This is a genomic window from Pseudonocardia sp. DR1-2, assembly GCF_023717215.1.
In the GTDB taxonomy this organism is placed as follows: domain Bacteria; phylum Actinomycetota; class Actinomycetes; order Mycobacteriales; family Pseudonocardiaceae; genus Pseudonocardia; species Pseudonocardia alni.
This window is the reverse complement of the sequence record NZ_JAMQOF010000009.1, coordinates 140113-155855: the sequence shown is the minus strand read 5'-3', so window position 1 is coordinate 155855 and position 15743 is coordinate 140113. Positions and strand designations below refer to the sequence as shown.

Below are 15743 nucleotides of genomic sequence, written 5' to 3'. Positions count from 1 at the left end.
CGCGACCCCCGGCGCGCCGGATAGCGTCCGGGCATGCCCGGCTCCCCGCCCGCCGACCTGGCGTCGCTGACCCGTCGCTACCTGGCCCCCGCCACCCCGGACTGCCCCACCTTCGTCGAGGACACCGAGTGGGAGCCGATCGTCGACGGCGTCGACTACTTCGCCCGGCTGCGGGCGCTGTTCGACCGGGCCGGACCGGGGGACACGGTGCTGGTCACCGGTCTGAACCTGGAACCGGACATGGACCTGAACGGTCTCGACCCGGACGAGGACGGCTACGAGGCCCTCGCCGACCGCTTCGCCCGTCTGGTCGACGCCGGCGTGGACGTACGGGTGCTGCTCACCGCGGCGCTGTTCTCCGGATCGGTGCCCGGCGTGGCGATCGGCCCGTTCCGGGCGAACGCGTTCGCCGCGCTGGAGCTGCGCCGCCGCCCGCAGCTCGCCGGGCGGGTGCTGCTGGACTGGTCCGGCTCCGGGATCGGCTGCCACCACCAGAAGGTGGTGCTCGCCCACGTCGGCGGGGAGCTGACCGCGTTCGTCGGCGGGCTGGACCTGTCGGCCAACCGGTTCGACGCCGAGCCGCACGACCGGCTCTCGATCGGCGAGGAACGCTGGGGCTGGCACGACGGCGCCGCCGCGCTGCACGGGCCCGGCGCGGCCCGGGTGTGGGAGGTGTACCGGGGCCGGTGGACCGAGGCGGCGACGCTGCCCCCGCGCCGGTTCATGGTCACCCCCACCGGCTGGGAGCCGATGAACCCCGAGCCGTTCCGGCACGACCTGCCGCCGTCGCCGCCCGCCCCGCCGCGCTCCGCGCCCGGCACCGCGGTGCAGGTGCTGCGCTCGCTGCGGCCGTGGAAGATCGACCACTTCGGGATGCTCTACCGGCGGCACTGGACGGTGCTGCCCCGCAACGGCGCCCAGGAGGTCTTCCACACCCTGTCCACCGCGATCCGCGGTGCGCGCCGCTACGTCTACCTGGAGGACCAGTACTTCTTCGAGGTCCCGGGCGGGCGCCGGGCGTTCCGGCTCTACGGTCTGCTGCGCGACGCCGCCGCCCGCGGGGTGAAGGTCGTGCTCGTGTGCTCCGGGCGCAAGGACCCGGTCGACGCCGGGGTGAACAAGTTCCGCCGCCGCGTCACCGGCGACGTCCAGCGTGGCGTGATCGACCAGCTCGACCCGGGCGACCGCGGCAACGTGATCATGCACCGGATCGAGGACCTCACCGTCCACACCAAGCTGGCGCTGGTCGACGACGTCTTCGCCTCCGTCGGGTCGGCCAACTTCTTCTCCCGCTCGATGCGCGGCACCGACACCGAGCTCTCGACGGCGTTCGTCACCACCGGCGACCAGGTGCGCGACCTGCGGGTACGGCTGTGGGCCGAGCACCTGCGCACCGAGCTGACCGACGAGCTCGCGCCCCGGCTGGCCGACCTGGACCTCGCGCTGGGCATGTGGCGCCCGGAGTGGCTGCCGCCGGACGCGCCGGCCGGGACCTGGCGGGTGCCCGGCTACCCCGCCGGGTTCGCCCCGGCCGAACGGGTACTGGTGCCGGTCGGTCCGTGGCCGGAGCCGTCGCCGCGGCCGCTGCGCCGCGCGGCCCACGGGGCGCGGCGCGGGGCGGCGAAGGTCGCCGAGTCGGGGAGGCGGCGCCTGTCCTCGTCCTGACCGACGGGTGTTGGCAACCGCGTCGTCCGGGGCGAGGATGTGACGACCCGCACCGAACCGCCCGAGGAGTACGACGTCGTGACCTCAGCCGCCGCAACCCCCGCCGTCCCGTCCTACGCGTCCGGGACCTCGGACACGCCGTTGCTCGGCGACACCATCGGTGACGACCTCGACCGCACCGTCGCCCGCGTCCCCGACAACGACGCGCTCGTCGAGGTGCAGACCGGGCGCCGCTGGACCTACCGCGAGCTGCGGACCGCCGTCGACGACCTGGCCACCGGGCTGCTCGCGGCCGGTCTCACCGTGGGGGACCGGGTCGGGATCTGGTCGCCGAACACCGCGGAGTGGACGCTGACCCAGTTCGCGACGGCCAAGATCGGCGTCGTCCTGGTCAACATCAACCCGTCCTACCGGACCCACGAGCTGGAGTTCGTGCTCAAGCAGGCCGGGATCTCGACGCTGGTGTCGGCGTCGTCGTTCAAGACCTCCGACTACGAGAAGATGATCGCCGAGGTCCGGGCGGACTGTCCCGACCTGCAGCGCGTCGTGATCACCGGCTCCCCCGAGTGGGACGCGCTGGCCGCGGGCGACGCCTCCCGCCGCGACGAGCTGGCGCAGGTGCAGGCGTCGCTGACGGCCGACGACCCGATCAACATCCAGTACACGTCCGGGACGACCGGGTTCCCGAAGGGCGCGACGCTGTCGCACCACAACATCCTCAACAACGGCTACTACGTCGGCCGGACCTGCGGGTACACCGAGGCCGACCGGGTCTGCATCCCGGTGCCCTTCTACCACTGCTTCGGCATGGTCATGGGCAACCTCGCCTGCTCCAGCAGCGGCGCGACGATGGTCATCCCGGCGCCGGGCTTCGACCCGAAGGCGACCCTGCACGCCGTGCAGCAGGAGCGCTGCACCTCGCTCTACGGGGTGCCGACGATGTTCATCGCCGAGCTCAACGACCCCGGCTTCGGCGACTACGACCTGTCCAGCCTGCGTACCGGGATCATGGCCGGCTCGCCGTGCCCGGTCGAGGTGATGAAGCAGGTCGTCGACCGGATGGGCATGACCGAGGTGACCATCGCCTACGGCATGACCGAGACCAGCCCGGTGTCCACCCAGACCCGCGCCGACGACTCCCTCGAGCGCCGGGTGTCCACGGTCGGGCGGGTGCACCCGCACCTGGAGGTCAAGGTCGTCGACCCGGAGACCGGCCGGACGCTGCCGCGCGGCGAGCCGGGCGAGCTGTGCACCCGTGGCTACTCGGTGATGCTGGGCTACTGGGAGCAGCCGGAGAAGACCGCCGAGGTCATCGACCGCGCCCGCTGGATGCACACCGGCGACCTCGCCGTGATGGACGACGAGGGCTACCTCAACATCACCGGCCGGATCAAGGACATGGTCATCCGCGGCGGCGAGAACGTGTACCCGCGCGAGATCGAGGAGTTCCTCTACACCCACCCCGACGTCGTCGACGCCCAGGTCATCGGGGTCCCCGACGAGCGCTACGGCGAGGAGCTCTGCGCCTGGGTGGTGCTGCGCGAGGCCGCCGCGCCCATGACCGCCGACACGCTGCGCGAGTTCGCCACCGGGAAGCTGGCGCACTACAAGATCCCGCGCTACGTGCTCGTCGTCGACGAGTTCCCGATGACGGTCACCGGCAAGGTCCGCAAGGTCGAGATGCGGGAGAAGTCGGTCGGGCTGCTGGAACTGGAGAGTGCGGCGAGCGTCCGGAACGCCTGACCCCGGACGGGTCCCAGGCGTACCATCGGTGACGGCGCGTCCGGCGAGCCCGGGCGCGTTTGTCGTGCACGCAGCAACACAGCAAGCAGGAATCGAGGACGACGGTGCCCACCGGCAGGGTGAAGTGGTACGACGCGGAGAAGGGCTTCGGCTTCCTCTCCCAGGACGGCGGTGAGGACGTCTACGTGCGCAAGGCGGCGCTGCCGTCCGGCGTGGAGGCGCTCAAGTCCGGCCAGCGGGTCGAGTTCGGGATGGCCGAGGGCCGCCGCGGGCCGCAGGCGCTCTCCGTGCGCATCGTCGAGAAGCAGGCGTCCGCGGTGGAGAACGCGCGCCGCCCCGCCGAGGAGCTGCACGGTCTGATCGAGGACATGATGGGTCTGCTGGAGAACAAGATCCAGCCGGCGTTGCGGCACGGGCGCTACCCGGACCGCAAGACCTGCAAGCTGGCCGCCGAGGTCGTGCGGGCCGTCGCCCGCGACCTGGACGGCTGACCGGCCGCTGCCGGGCGCGGCGGAATGGCGGCGGGTGCGGGCGGCGTTGGGGCGACTGTGCGCCTGTCGATGTTGGACCGCTCGCGGACGCGGGCCGGGGAGCCCGACGCCGCCGCGGTCCGCGGCACGGTGGCGCGGGCCGTCCGCGCCGAGCAGCTCGGCTACCACCGGTTCTGGGTGGCCGAGCACCACGCCGTGCCCGGGATCGCGTCGGGCAGCCCGCCGGTCCTGATGGCCGCGGTGGGCGCGGCGACCTCGCGGATCCGGGTCGGCTCGGGCGGGATCATGCTGCCCAACCACCAGCCGCTCGTCGTCGCGGAGCAGGTGGCGTTGCTGGAGGCGCTGCATCCCGGGCGGATCGACCTGGGCATCGGCCGCTCGCCCGGGTTCACCGAGCCGGTCCGCCGCGCCCTGCGCGCCGGCGGGGCCGACGACGCGGAGTTCCGCGCCGCCCTCGACGAGCTCCGCTCCTTCCTCGACGGCAGCGGCCCGGTGACGGCCCGCCCGCGGCTGGAGCACGCCGTACCGCTGTTCCTGCTCGCCACCGGCGCGGGACTGCCGCTGGCCGGGGACCTGGGGCTGCCTGCCGTCGTCGGCGGACCGGTGCTCGACGATCCGGCGGCGCTGGCGGACTACCGCGAGCGGGCCGGGGACGCGGCGCACCTGGTGGTGTCCGCCGACGTGCTCGTCGGGGACCCGCAGCTGGCGCTGTCCGAGGCGTGGGCGCACGCCGCGGCCCGCACCACCGGGGAGTTCCCGCCGCTGGAGCCGCCGGACCCGCACCGCGCGACGACCCGGCGCCAGCGCGAGACCGTGGACCGGGCGCTGGCGAACGCGATCGTCGGCGACCCCGACACCGTCGCCGAGCGGCTCGACGACCTCGTGGCCCGCACCGGCGCCGACGAGCTGCTGGTGTTCTCCTCGACCCACGACCGCGACGCGCAGGCCGACTCCGACGCCGCGCTGGCCCGGCTGCTCGGCGTGGGCCGCTGAGCCCCGGGTCGCGCCCGCTCAGCCCTGCTCGCCGACCAGCACCCAGGTCGCCCGGACCGGGAACTGGATGTCGGTGCTCTCCGGGTCGATCGACGGCGGCGCCCCGAACACCTGCACCTGTGCGGTGACGAGCCGGTCGCCCGGCTCGGGCAGGGACAGCGTGAAGTCGGTGCGGGTGTCCGGCGCGGCGATCGCGCTGCGCTGCTGGACCGGGGTCGGGTCGGTGCCGCGGGTGAACGCGTAGGCGACCTGCCAGGGCGCGGAGGAGACCTCCTCGGGCACCGTGATGCGGACCTCCGTCCCGGGCGGGACCTGTGCGGTCACCCGGGCGTTCGGGGCGTCCTGGCAGTTCTGCAGGCTGGTGTCGCAGAACTGGGTGGGCGCGGCGGTCAGCGAGGTGCCACCGACGTCGAACGTCACCGTCGGGGCCTCGCCGCCGCACCCGGCGAGGACGAGGGCGGCCGCGGCCAGGGTCCCGGCCAGCACGCCGGCGGACCGGCGGGGGCGCGGTCGGGGGCGGGTGATCACGCCGACCAGCGTACGGATCCGGGCCCGGCGCGCGGGTGGGCCCTCAGCGGGCGACGGCCGGGCGCGGCCCCAGACCGGGCACCAGCGAGGTGCCGCGGCGCACCAGCGCGGCCTGCAGCGCGAACACCGCCACCACCCCGGTCACGATCACGAACCCGGTCCGGAACGTGTCGTGCGGGGCGAGCACCCCGATCGCCCCGCCCAGCACCCAGGCCAGCTGCAGGACCGTCTCCGACCGCCCGAACGCCGACGCCCGTGCGTCCTCGGGCAGGTCGCGCTGCACCACCGCGTCGAGGCAGACCTTCGCCAGCGCGCTCGCCGTCGACGCGACCAGGGCCGCGACCACCGCCGTCGGGACCCCCGGCAGCAGCGCCACCGCCGCCGCGGCCAGCACCGCCGCCGCGGCCGCCGCGAGCACCACCGGCTCGACCCGGGAGAAGCGGCTGCGCGCCCCCACCGCGTTGCCGGCGAACAGCCCGACGCCGGCGGCCGCGCCGACCATCCCGATCACCACCAGCTGGCCCGCGGGATCGCCGTCGGGGGACTGCTCGGCCCCGGCCTTCACCACGAACGCGACGAACAGCGTGAGGAACCCGGTCAGCACCCGCACCGTGCTCGTGCCCCACAGCGCGACGAGCACCGCCCGCGTCGCGGGGGCGCGGGACCGGCGCTTGCCCGGCCGGGTGGCGGGCACCGCCGCGGTCACCTCGCCCGCGGTGGACTCGACCCGGCGGGGGATCCGCAGGCAGAGCACGGCACCGGCGACGCCGAGCACCGCCGTCCACCACAGCGGCCCGGCCCCGCCGACGGCCAGCGCCGCCCCGCCCGCGACGGCCCCGGCGATCCCGCCCGCGGCCATCCCGAACGTGGTGAGCCGGGAGTTCGTCGTCGCCAGGGTGATCGTCGACGGCAGCACCCGCGGGGTCACGGCCGCCTTGAGCACCAGGAACGACTTGGACAGCACCATGATCCCCAGCGCGGCCGGGTAGAGCAGCCAGTCGTCGAGGTGGAACACGAGCACCACGGCGAGCACCGCGCGGCCGGCACAGGACACCGCCATCGCGATCCGCCTGCCCCGCTGCAACCGGTCCAGCGCGGGACCGATCACCGGCGCCACCAGCGCGAACGGCGCGACGGTGATCGCCAGGTAGAGCGCCACGTTCGCGGTGGACTCCGCCGTCGCCGCCGCGAAGAACAGCGTGTTCGCCAGCGCGACGGCGACCGCCGCGTCGAGCGCGTAGGTCAGCATCGTGGCGTAGGTGAGCGCCGTCAGCCCGGACCGGTCGGCACCGTCGGCGGTCGCGGCGCGCCGGAACAGCGCGACCGCGCGCCCGCCCAGCTCGCGGGTGCGGTGCACGGCGACCCGGGTGACCGTCACCGTGCGGGGGACCGTGGCCGGGCCGGGGCGGGGCAGCTCGTCGGTGGCGGCACCGGCGGAGCGCGCACGGCGCAGCGCCGGGTCCGAGGCGATCGGGGTGGTGGTCGGGCCGGTGGTCGGGGAGGTGCGCGGGGCCGGGCCACGTCTCGACCCGGCCGCCCGGCGGCGGCTGCGGAACGGGTTCGGTGCCACGCGGTCATTGTGCAGGCGGGCACCGACGGTTCCGGCGATCCCGCCGGGTGGTGTCACCCGCCCGGCGCAGCGCGGGTCAGGCCGGGGGCACCGGGAGCCGCACCCGGAACGTCGTCGGCCACAGCTTCCCGGTGAGCAGGTACTCGTCGCCGTCGACGTGGGCGATGCCGTTGAGCACGTCGGCCCCGGCCCGCTGCCCGGCCGGCAGCAGCCCGGTCGCGTCGACGACGGCGTCGACCGCCCCGGTCGACGGGTCGATCCGCACCAGGTCGTCGGTCTGCCAGACGTTGGCCCACACCCGGTCGCCGACGCACTCCAGCTCGTTGAGCCGGGTCACCGGGGCGCCGTCCAGGGTGACGGCCACCGAGCCGGTCCCCGCCAGGTCGGCCGGGTCGTGGAAGAACAGCCGGTCGGTGCCGTCCGAGCGCACCACGCGGTCGCCCAGCAGGCACAGCCCCCAGCCCTCGCCGTCGACGGGCACCTCGCGCAGCGGCCGCAGCGTCGCCCGGTCCCACTCGACCGCCACCCCGTCCTGCCAGGTCAGCTGCCAGATCCGGTCCCCGACGACGGTGATGCCCTCCCCGAAGTACGCCGGCGGCAGCGGGCTCGCCGCCCGCACCGCGCCCGTCGCCGGGTCCAGCGCGCGCAGCTGCGAGCGCCCCACCCGGCCGGTCCCCTCGTAGAGGGTCCCGTCGCGCAGCTCCAGGCCCTGGGTGAACGCCTGCGGGTCGTGCGGGATCTCGGCGAGGACCTGCGGACGGACCACCGGAACGGGGCCCGGGGCAGGCAGCCCCGGCGCCGGGGCCGCGGCCCCGCAGGCCGCCAGGGCCAGCAGGAGGGGGAGCAGCCCCGTCACGGAGGGGCGGCGGAGCAGCGCTCGGGCGGGCACCCGCCCAGGATGCCCGGGCACGGGTGGCACACTGGTGAGGTGAGCACTGGTGAGGTGGGTGTCGAGGTCGGCGACTCCGGTGACGAGCGGGCGGAGACGCCGCAGCCCCGGGTGACACCCGCGCCGTCGCACCTGTTCGACGCGGTGGACGAGGCGCGGGCCGCGGCCGTCGAGGAGGCGGCCGACGAGCTGGGCGACGAGGCGGCCGTGGCCGCCGTCGGCGCGCACCTGGGCACGACCGCCGAGGACGACGGCTCGGTCACCCATTCCTTCGCCGCGCACCTGCCCGGCTACCGCGGCTGGCGGTGGGCGGTCACCGTCGCCGCCGCGGCCGAAGACGGGCCGGTGACGGTCTCGGAGTCGGTGCTGCTGCCCGGCTCGACCGCGCTCGTCGCGCCCGACTGGGTGCCGTGGGACCAGCGCGTGCGCCCCGGTGACCTCAAGCCCGGCGACCTGCTGCCCACCCCGGCCGACGACCCCCGGCTGGTACCGGGCTACGTCGACTCCGGGGACCCGGCCGTCGACGCGCTGGCCCGCGAGGTCGGCCTCGGCCGCGAGCGGGTGCTGTCGTTCGAGGGCCGCATCGCCGCCGCCGAGCGCTGGCAGGACGGGGAGCGCGGCCCGGCCGCCGACCTCGCCCGGTCCGCCCCCGCGTCCTGCGGGACCTGCGGGTTCCTGGTGCCGCTCGCCGGGTCGCTGCAAGGCGTGTTCGGGGTCTGCGCGAACGGCTCCTCCCCGGCCGACGCCCAGGTCGTCGCCGTCGGCTTCGGCTGCGGCGCGCACTCCTCGGTCGCCGAGCCCTCCGGCTCCCCGGTCCACGTCTCGGCCCTGGTCTACGACGACGGCGTCGACCTCGAGCCGGTCGGGTCCTGAGCCCTCCCGGCGTCGCGGACGGCACCGACCCGTTCGGCACGGCGGCGCTGCGGGACGGGGTCCTGGCGGCCTGGTCGTCGTCGCCGACCCGGTTCCGTGAGGACGTCAACGCCGAGGACGACCTGCGCCGCGGCGGGTACGCCGACACCTGGGTCGCCGAGCTGCTCCAGAACGCCGCCGACGCCGCGCTCGCCGCGGACCTGCCCGGCCGGGTCCGGGCCGTCGTGGTGGACGGTGAGCTGCGCGTCGCCAACACCGGTGCCCCGCTCGACGCCGCCGGGGTCGCCGCGCTCGCCGCGCTGCGGGCCTCGGCCAAGCGGGACGCGGCCGGCACGACCGGCCGGTTCGGCGTCGGGTTCGCCGCGGTGCTCGCCGTCTGTACCGACCCCCGGCTGGTGACGGCGGCCGGGGCCGTCGCGTTCTCGGCCGCGCGGACCGCGGTCGAGGTGGCCGGGCTGGGCGGTGCCGCGGCCGCCGAGCTGGCCCGCGACGCCCGGGTGCCGGTGCTGCGGCTGGCCTGGCCCGCGCCGGAGGAGGAACCGCCGCCGCCCGGGTTCGCCACCGAGGTCCGGCTGCGCCCGGCGCCCGGCACCGACCCGCACGACCTGCTCGACGAGCTCGCCCGCACCGCCGGGGACCTGCTGCTGGCCCTGCCGGGGCTGGAGTCGGTCACGGCGGGCCCGGTGACCGTCGCCCGCACCGACCTCGGCGACGGCCGGGTGCGCGTCGGCGACGCCGGGTACCTGCTGGTCACCGGGGACGCGGGCGTCCGCTGGGCGCTGCCGCTGCCCGGCGACCGGCCCGCCCCGTACGGACCCGACGCCGGCGAGGTCCTGCACGCCCCCACCCGCAGCGCCGAGCAGCTGTCGCTGCCCGCCCGGCTGGTCGCACCGTTCCCGCTCGACCCGGACCGCCGCCGGATCCGTGCCGACGACCCGGGCGTCGACGCGCTGGTCGACGCCGCGGCGGCCGCCTACGCCGACCTCGTCCGGCGCGTCGGCCCCGCCGACCGCACCGCCCTGGTGCCGGAGCCGGGGTTCCCGCGCTCACCGCTCGACGGCCGGCTGCGCGCGGCGGTCACCGCCGCGCTGACCCGCACCCCGTGGCTCCCCGCCGCCACGGGCGACGCGGACGTGCTCGCACCGGAGCGGGCCGAGTGGCTCGACGTGCCCGCCGACGGGCTGCCCGAGCTGCTCGCCGCGACCGGTCCGGCGTTCGCCCGGCTCGTCGCGTCCGGGGTCGTCCCGCCCGCCGGGCTCGGCGTGGACCGGCTCGGCCCCGCCGCGCTGGCGGAGCGGCTCACCGGCCTCGAGGCGGATCCGGGCCGGTGGCGGGAGCTGTACGCGGCGCTCGCCCCGGCCGCCGACACCGTCCCGGGGCTGGCCGCCGAGCTGGGCGCGCTGCCCGTCCCGCTCGCCGACGGCCGCCTGGTGCCCGGGCCCGCCTCGGTGCTGCTCCCCGTCGGGGGCGACCCGGCCGGGGCGGCGGCGCTCCCCGAGCTGCGGATCGCCCACCCCGACGCCGTCCACCCGCTGCTGCGCCGCCTCGGGGCCGCCGACGCCGACCGCGACACCCTGCTCGACGCGCCCGCGCTGCACGCCGCCGTGGAGCGGTCCGTCGACGACGCCGAGGCGGGCCTGGACACCACCGCGGCGGCCCGCGCCGTCCTCGCCCTGCTGGACACCCCCGGCGCCGCGCCGGACCCGCGGTTCGGGGCCCTCGCCCTCACCGACGAGGACGGCCGCCCCGCCCGCGCCGACGAGCTCGTCCTGCCCGACGCCGCCGTCCGGGACCTGCTCGACCCGGACGCCCCGGTCGGCGTGCTGGGGCCGGAGTGGGCCGACGTGCCCCGCGACGCCCTGGTCGCCGCCGGCGTGCTGGACCGGTTCACGGTCGTCGCGTTCGACCCCGACGTGCTGCACGACGCCGAGCACTACCCCGGCGACGGCGACCCCCCGCCCGCCGTACGCGACCTCGACCTCGTCGCCGACGACCGCTGGCCCGCGGCGCTGGCCCTGCTCGCCGGCGACCGCGACACCCGGGCCGCGCTGCTCACCGGCTACACCGCCTGGTGGCTGTCGCGCCACGTCCGCCTCGGCGGCCGGCTGGCCGGCACGTGGCGGCTGCGCTCGGCGACCGGGCTGGCCGGGCTCTACGACGAGGTCGGGGCCCTGCCCGGTGTCGACGACGCGGTGCTCGCCGCCGTCGGCGTCCGGGACCGGGTCGTCGTCGACGGGCCGGACGAGGTCACCGAGCTGCTCGACCGGCTGGCCGACCCGGCGCGCGCGGTGACCGGGGAGGTGGCCGCGGCCGCCTACTCCGCGCTCGCCGCGGCCGTCGCGGACGGCCGGGTGGACCTCGACGACGTCGACCCGCCGGACCGGGTCCGCACGGTGACCGGGTCGGTCGCGCCGACCGACCGCGCCGTCGTGCTCGACGCGCCGTGGGTGCTGCCCGCGCTGGACGCGCTGCCCGCCGTCCCCGGCGGGCCCGACCCCGCCACCCTCGCGGAGTTGCTCGACGTGCCGCTGGCCTCGGACCGGGTCGCCGGGACCGCCCGCGGCACCGGTACCCCCGGCCCGTGGACGGCCGACCCCGAGGTCGTCCTGGCACTGGCCGCGCTGGGGGAGACCGCGCCCCCGGGGCGGCTGCACCGGCATGACGAGCTGGTCGTCGACCTCGACGACGGCGCGACGGTGACCGTCCCGGCCTGGCCCGGCCGCGGCGACGACTGGCACGCCGCGGACCCGCTGCGGGCGCTGGTGGCTGCGCTGGCGCTCCGGCGCCGTGTCAGGATGCTCGGGTGAGTGAGCGACTGCCCCGACGGGTCGCGGTGCTGTCGGTGCACACCTCCCCGACCGAGCAGCCCGGCACCGGCGACGCCGGTGGGATGAACGTCTACGTCGCGCAGACGGCGATCCGGATGGCCCGCCGCGGCGTCGAGGCGGAGATCTTCACCCGCGCCACGTCGTCGGAGCAGCCACCGACGGTCGAGCTGGAGCCCGGCGCGACGGTCCGGTTCGTCGCCGCGGGCCCCTTCGAGGGTCTCGGCAAGGACGACCTGCCGAGCCAGCTGTGCGCCTTCACCGCCGGGGTGCTGCGGGCCGAGGCCCGCCACGACCCGGGCTGGTACGACGTCGTGCACTCCCACTACTGGCTGTCCGGCCAGGTCGGCTGGCTGGCCCGGGACCGCTGGGGGGTGCCGCTGGTGCACTCCGCGCACACCCTGGCCAAGGTCAAGAACGCCGCGCTCGCCGCCGGGGACACCCCCGAGCCGCGGGTGCGGGTGATCGGCGAGGACCAGGTCGTCGCCGAGGCCGACCGGCTGGTGGCGAACACCGAGATCGAGTCCAAGCAGCTGCTGGACCTCTACGACGCCGACCCGCGCCGCACCGTCACCATCCCGCCCGGGGTGGACACCGACCGCTTCCGGCCCGGGGACCGCGCCGCGGCCCGCGCCGAGCTGGGCCTGCCCGCCGGGGCGGTGGTGCTGGCGTTCGTCGGACGCATCCAGCGGCTCAAGGCCCCCGACGTGCTGCTGCGCGCCGCGGCCGAGCTGGCCGCGCGCGCACCGGGGCTGCGGGAGCGCCTCGTCGTGCTCGTCGCGGGCGGGCCGTCCGGGTCGGGGCTGGCCGAGCCGACGTCGCTGCACGAGCTGGCGGCCGAGCTGGGGATCACCGACCTCGTCCGGTTCCTGCCGCCCCGGGCCGGTGACGAGCTGGTGACGGTCTACCGGGCGGCCGACGTCGTCGCCGTCCCGAGCCACAACGAGTCCTTCGGGCTGGTCGCGCTGGAGGCCCAGGCGTGCGGGACGCCGGTGGTGGCGACCCGGGTGGGCGGGCTGCCGGTCGCCGTCGCCGAGGGCCGGTCCGGGCTGCTCGTCACCGGGCACGACATCTCCGACTGGGCCGACGCGCTGGGCGAGCTCGCGCTCGACCCGGGCCGTCGCGAGCAGATGGGGCGGACCGCGGCGACGCACGCGCACCGCTTCTCCTGGGACCGCACGACCGACGCCCTGCTGGGCGCCTACGACGAGGCCCGCACCGAGTTCGCGGCGCGGCGACGGAGGGACGTATGAGCGACCTGGAGCAGCGGATCGGGGCCGCGCTGGCCGACTCCGGCGCCGAGTACGTCCACCGCGGGCCCGGGCAGTGGCTGGTCACCCTCCCCGGTGAGGCCCGGCTCCAGACCCAGACCTGGCTGATCCTGCGCGAGCAGACCCTCGCGGTGCAGGCGTTCGTGTGCCGCAGGCCCGACGAGAACCACGAGGGCGTCTACCGGTTCATGCTGCTGCGCAACGCCAGGCTCTACGGCGTGCACTACTGCCTGGACCGGGTCGGGGACATCCACCTCGTCGGGCGGCTGGCGCGCCACGCCGTCACCGCGGACGAGCTCGACCGTGTCCTCGGCTCGGTGCTGGAGGCCGCCGACGGCGACTTCAACACCTTCCTGGAGCTGGGCTTCGCCTCCTCCATCCGCCGCGAGTACGCCTGGCGCAGCGAGAACGGCGAGTCGACCGCGAACCTGGCGGCGTTCGAGCACCTGTTCCAGTGACCCACGGGTAACTTTTCGCGGCGCCACGACGACGGCACGTGTGCGGTGCGCTTAGCATGGCGCCGAACCCGGCCGGATCTCCGCGCCGCCCGTCCCGCAGGTCATCGCGAAGGAGCGAACCTTGTCGTTGCGCAGCCCGTACCCGGACGTCGAGATCCCCGACGTCTCGCTCACCGAGTTCCTGTTCGCCGACGGGTTCGGCGACCGGGCGGACGCGCCGGCGATCGTCGACGGCACCACCGGTGACCAGCTGACCTACACCGAGTTCCACGGCCTGGTCGAGAAGATCGCCGGCGGGCTCGCCGCCCGCGGCATCGGCACCGGCGACGTCGTCGCGCTGTTCGCGCCGAACCTGCCGCAGTGGGCGGCGCTGTTCCACGGCATCCTGCGCGCCAACGGCATCGTGACCAGCGCGAACTCGATGTACACCGGCGGCGAGCTGGCCCACCAGCTCAAGGACTCCGGCGCGAAGATGGTCATCACCGTCTCGCCGTTCCTCGACCGCGCCGTGGCCGGGGCGAAGGAGGCCGGGCTGTCGGAGGACGTCGTGCTCACCATCGACGCCACCGAGGGCCACGACTCGCTGCGCGACCTCGTCTCCTCGGGTGCGCCTGCCCCGGAGCTCACCACCTCCGCGGACGACACCGCGGTGCTGCCCTACTCCTCCGGCACCACCGGCCTGGCCAAGGGAGTGGTGCTGACCCACCGCAACCTGGTGGCGAACCTGCTCCAGATCCGGGTCATGGGTGACGTGACCAGCGAGACCAAGATCATGGCGTTCCTGCCGTTCTTCCACATCTACGGCATGACCGTGATGATGAACCAGGGTCTGCACGCGCGCGCCACCGTCGTCACCATGCCGAAGTTCGACCTCGAGCAGTTCCTGACCATCACCCAGGACCTGCAGGTCGACCGGCTCTACATCGCCCCGCCGGTCGCCGTCGCGCTGGCCAAGCACCCGATCATCGACAAGTTCGACCTGTCCTGCGTGAAGACGATCTTCTCCGGTGCCGCCCCGCTGGACGGCGAGCTCGGCCGCGCCGTCGCCAAGCGGCTGGACTGCACTGTGCTGCAGGGCTACGGCATGACCGAGCTGTCCCCGGTCAGCCACTGCATGCCCGACGACCGCGGCGACCTCGACCTGAACTCGTCGGGCTTCGCGCTGCCGAACATCGAGTGCAAGCTGGTCGACCCGGAGTCCGGCAAGGAGGTCGGCGTCGGCGAGCGCGGCGAGCTGTGGGTGAAGGGCCCGAACGTGATGGTCGGGTACCTCAACAACTCCGAGGCGACCGACGCCACCAAGGACGCCGACGGCTTCCTGCACACCGGTGACATCGCCGTCGTCGACGACGAGGGCGTCTACTCGATCGTCGACCGGGTCAAGGAGCTCATCAAGTACAAGGGCTACCAGGTGCCGCCCGCCGAGCTGGAGGCGCTGCTGCTGACCCACGACAAGATCGCCGACACCGCGGTCATCGGGGTCAAGGACGCCGACGGCGAGGAGGTCCCCAAGGCGTTCGTGGTGAAGCAGGCCTCGGGTGAGGACCTGACCGAGGACGACGTCATGGGCTTCGTCGCCGAGAAGGTCGCGCCGCACAAGAAGGTGCGCGTGGTCGAGTTCATCGACCAGATCCCGAAGTCGGCCTCGGGCAAGATCCTGCGCAAGGACCTGCGGGCCCGGGAGAACGAGAGGGCCTGACCCGCACGACCGGCCGGGACGGCGCCGTGACCTGCAGCGATGCGGGGGCGGCGCCGTTCCGTCGTCTGTGGGTGCGGGCCGGGCCCGCCGGTCAGACCGCCGCCTCGAAGGTCACGCTCGCGCCCGCCGCGTGGTCCGACCCCTCGACGTCCTCGCCCTCGGCGTCGACGGCGGTGAGTGTGACGGTCACGACGAACTCCCGCACGGGCGCGGGGGTCAGGGGGAAGACCAGGTCGAAGCGGGCGGTGCCGCCCGGCGGCAGCCGCACGTCCGGTGTGCTCTCCTCGGCGTGCGCGGTCAGCTCGGCGCCGTCGGCGGTCGCGCCGACGTCCAGCCCGGTGAGGTCGGCGGGCGACCCGGTCGGGTTGGTCAGGGTCACGGTGACCGTCGCCGTGCGCACGCCCGCGCGCCCGGGGCCCCCGCCGCGCGGCGGGGACACGTCGACGACGCTGCCGCCGGGGAAGGTGTGCGGCCGTCCGAAGCCGCCGGCCACCGGGGCGTGCCCGGCAGGCCCCGCGGGGCCGTCGGCGTCCGCGGCGTCGGCCTCCGCGGCGGCGCGGGCGGCGACCTCGGAGCGGTCGACGGTGGTGGAGCACCCGGCGGCGGCGAGCAGGGCCAGGGCGAGGGCGAGCAGGGCACTCAGCGGTCGGGGCATCGTGTGCCTTCCGGGAGGGGACCGGTGCCCGGGACGCCGGACGTCGCACGGGGCGGGATCACCATCGCGCGCCACCGGCCGGT

The 15743-nt window shown here is 75.8% G+C and carries 13 protein-coding genes; 9 read left to right on the top strand and 4 right to left on the bottom strand.

The features are described from left to right. Positions 1-33 precede the first annotated feature (33 nt). The 4 genes from ND486_RS24605 to ND486_RS24590 all read left to right on the top strand — a co-directional run bounded on the left by ND486_RS24605 (position 34) and on the right by ND486_RS24590 (position 4892). Complete coding sequence (locus tag ND486_RS24605; RefSeq protein ID WP_251786763.1) at positions 34-1665, top strand: phosphatidylserine/phosphatidylglycerophosphate/cardiolipin synthase family protein; 1632 nt, start codon at positions 34-36, stop codon at positions 1663-1665. A 78-nt stretch (positions 1666-1743) separates the two neighbouring features. Further along, a complete protein-coding gene (locus tag ND486_RS24600) occupies positions 1744-3408 on the top strand; it encodes an AMP-binding protein (RefSeq protein ID WP_251786762.1) in 1665 nt (554 codons plus the stop codon). A 104-nt stretch (positions 3409-3512) separates the two neighbouring features. Further along, positions 3513-3899, top strand: a complete 387-nt coding sequence (locus ND486_RS24595) for a cold-shock protein (protein WP_062398128.1) — start codon at positions 3513-3515, stop codon at positions 3897-3899. A 69-nt stretch (positions 3900-3968) separates the two neighbouring features. Further along, positions 3969-4892: an MsnO8 family LLM class oxidoreductase gene (locus ND486_RS24590; RefSeq protein WP_251786761.1), complete on the top strand. Its 924-nt coding sequence runs from the start codon at positions 3969-3971 to the stop codon at positions 4890-4892. Between the two features lie 18 nt (positions 4893-4910). Here ND486_RS24590 and ND486_RS24585 read toward each other — a convergent pair whose 3' ends face one another. The 3 genes from ND486_RS24585 to ND486_RS24575 form a co-directional block, all read right to left on the bottom strand. Then, entirely contained in the window at positions 4911-5420 is a 510-nt protein-coding gene (locus tag ND486_RS24585; protein WP_178375886.1) for a DUF2771 family protein, read from the bottom strand. A gap of 43 nt (positions 5421-5463) precedes the next feature. Then, positions 5464-6990, bottom strand: coding sequence for an MFS transporter (locus ND486_RS24580; protein WP_251786760.1), 1527 nt, complete (start codon positions 6988-6990; stop codon positions 5464-5466). 76 nt (positions 6991-7066) lie between these two features. Next, positions 7067-7879 (bottom strand): glutaminyl-peptide cyclotransferase, encoded by an 813-nt coding sequence (locus tag ND486_RS24575; protein WP_251786759.1) that lies wholly within the window; start codon positions 7877-7879, stop codon positions 7067-7069. A 39-nt stretch (positions 7880-7918) separates the two neighbouring features. Here ND486_RS24575 and ND486_RS24570 point away from each other — a divergent pair, with 39 nt between their 5' ends. From ND486_RS24570 to ND486_RS24550, 5 genes are all read left to right on the top strand, one after another. Next, complete coding sequence (locus ND486_RS24570) at positions 7919-8752, top strand: DUF3027 domain-containing protein (RefSeq protein ID WP_308215878.1); 834 nt, start codon at positions 7919-7921, stop codon at positions 8750-8752. Next, the gene (locus ND486_RS24565; RefSeq protein ID WP_285899244.1) at positions 8749-11559 is read left to right on the top strand and encodes a sacsin N-terminal ATP-binding-like domain-containing protein; all 2811 of its coding nucleotides are present in this window, start codon (positions 8749-8751) and stop codon (positions 11557-11559) included. The genes ND486_RS24570 and ND486_RS24565 overlap by 4 nt, the downstream gene beginning before the upstream one ends. Further along, on the top strand, positions 11556-12830 hold the full coding sequence (mshA, locus tag ND486_RS24560; RefSeq protein WP_208818906.1) for a D-inositol-3-phosphate glycosyltransferase: 1275 nt from the start codon (positions 11556-11558) through the stop codon (positions 12828-12830). Before ND486_RS24565 ends, mshA begins: the two co-directional genes overlap by 4 nt. Beyond that, positions 12827-13306, top strand: a complete 480-nt coding sequence (locus ND486_RS24555; RefSeq protein WP_251786757.1) for a YbjN domain-containing protein — start codon at positions 12827-12829, stop codon at positions 13304-13306. The genes mshA and ND486_RS24555 overlap by 4 nt, the downstream gene beginning before the upstream one ends. Before the next feature lie 121 nt (positions 13307-13427). Continuing rightward, entirely contained in the window at positions 13428-15005 is a 1578-nt protein-coding gene (locus tag ND486_RS24550; RefSeq protein WP_251786756.1) for an AMP-binding protein, read from the top strand. A gap of 91 nt (positions 15006-15096) precedes the next feature. On the opposite strand, the gene ND486_RS24545 is transcribed toward ND486_RS24550, so the two are convergent. After that, positions 15097-15660: a hypothetical protein gene (locus tag ND486_RS24545; protein WP_251786755.1), complete on the bottom strand. Its 564-nt coding sequence runs from the start codon at positions 15658-15660 to the stop codon at positions 15097-15099. Positions 15661-15743: the final 83 nt, after the last annotated feature.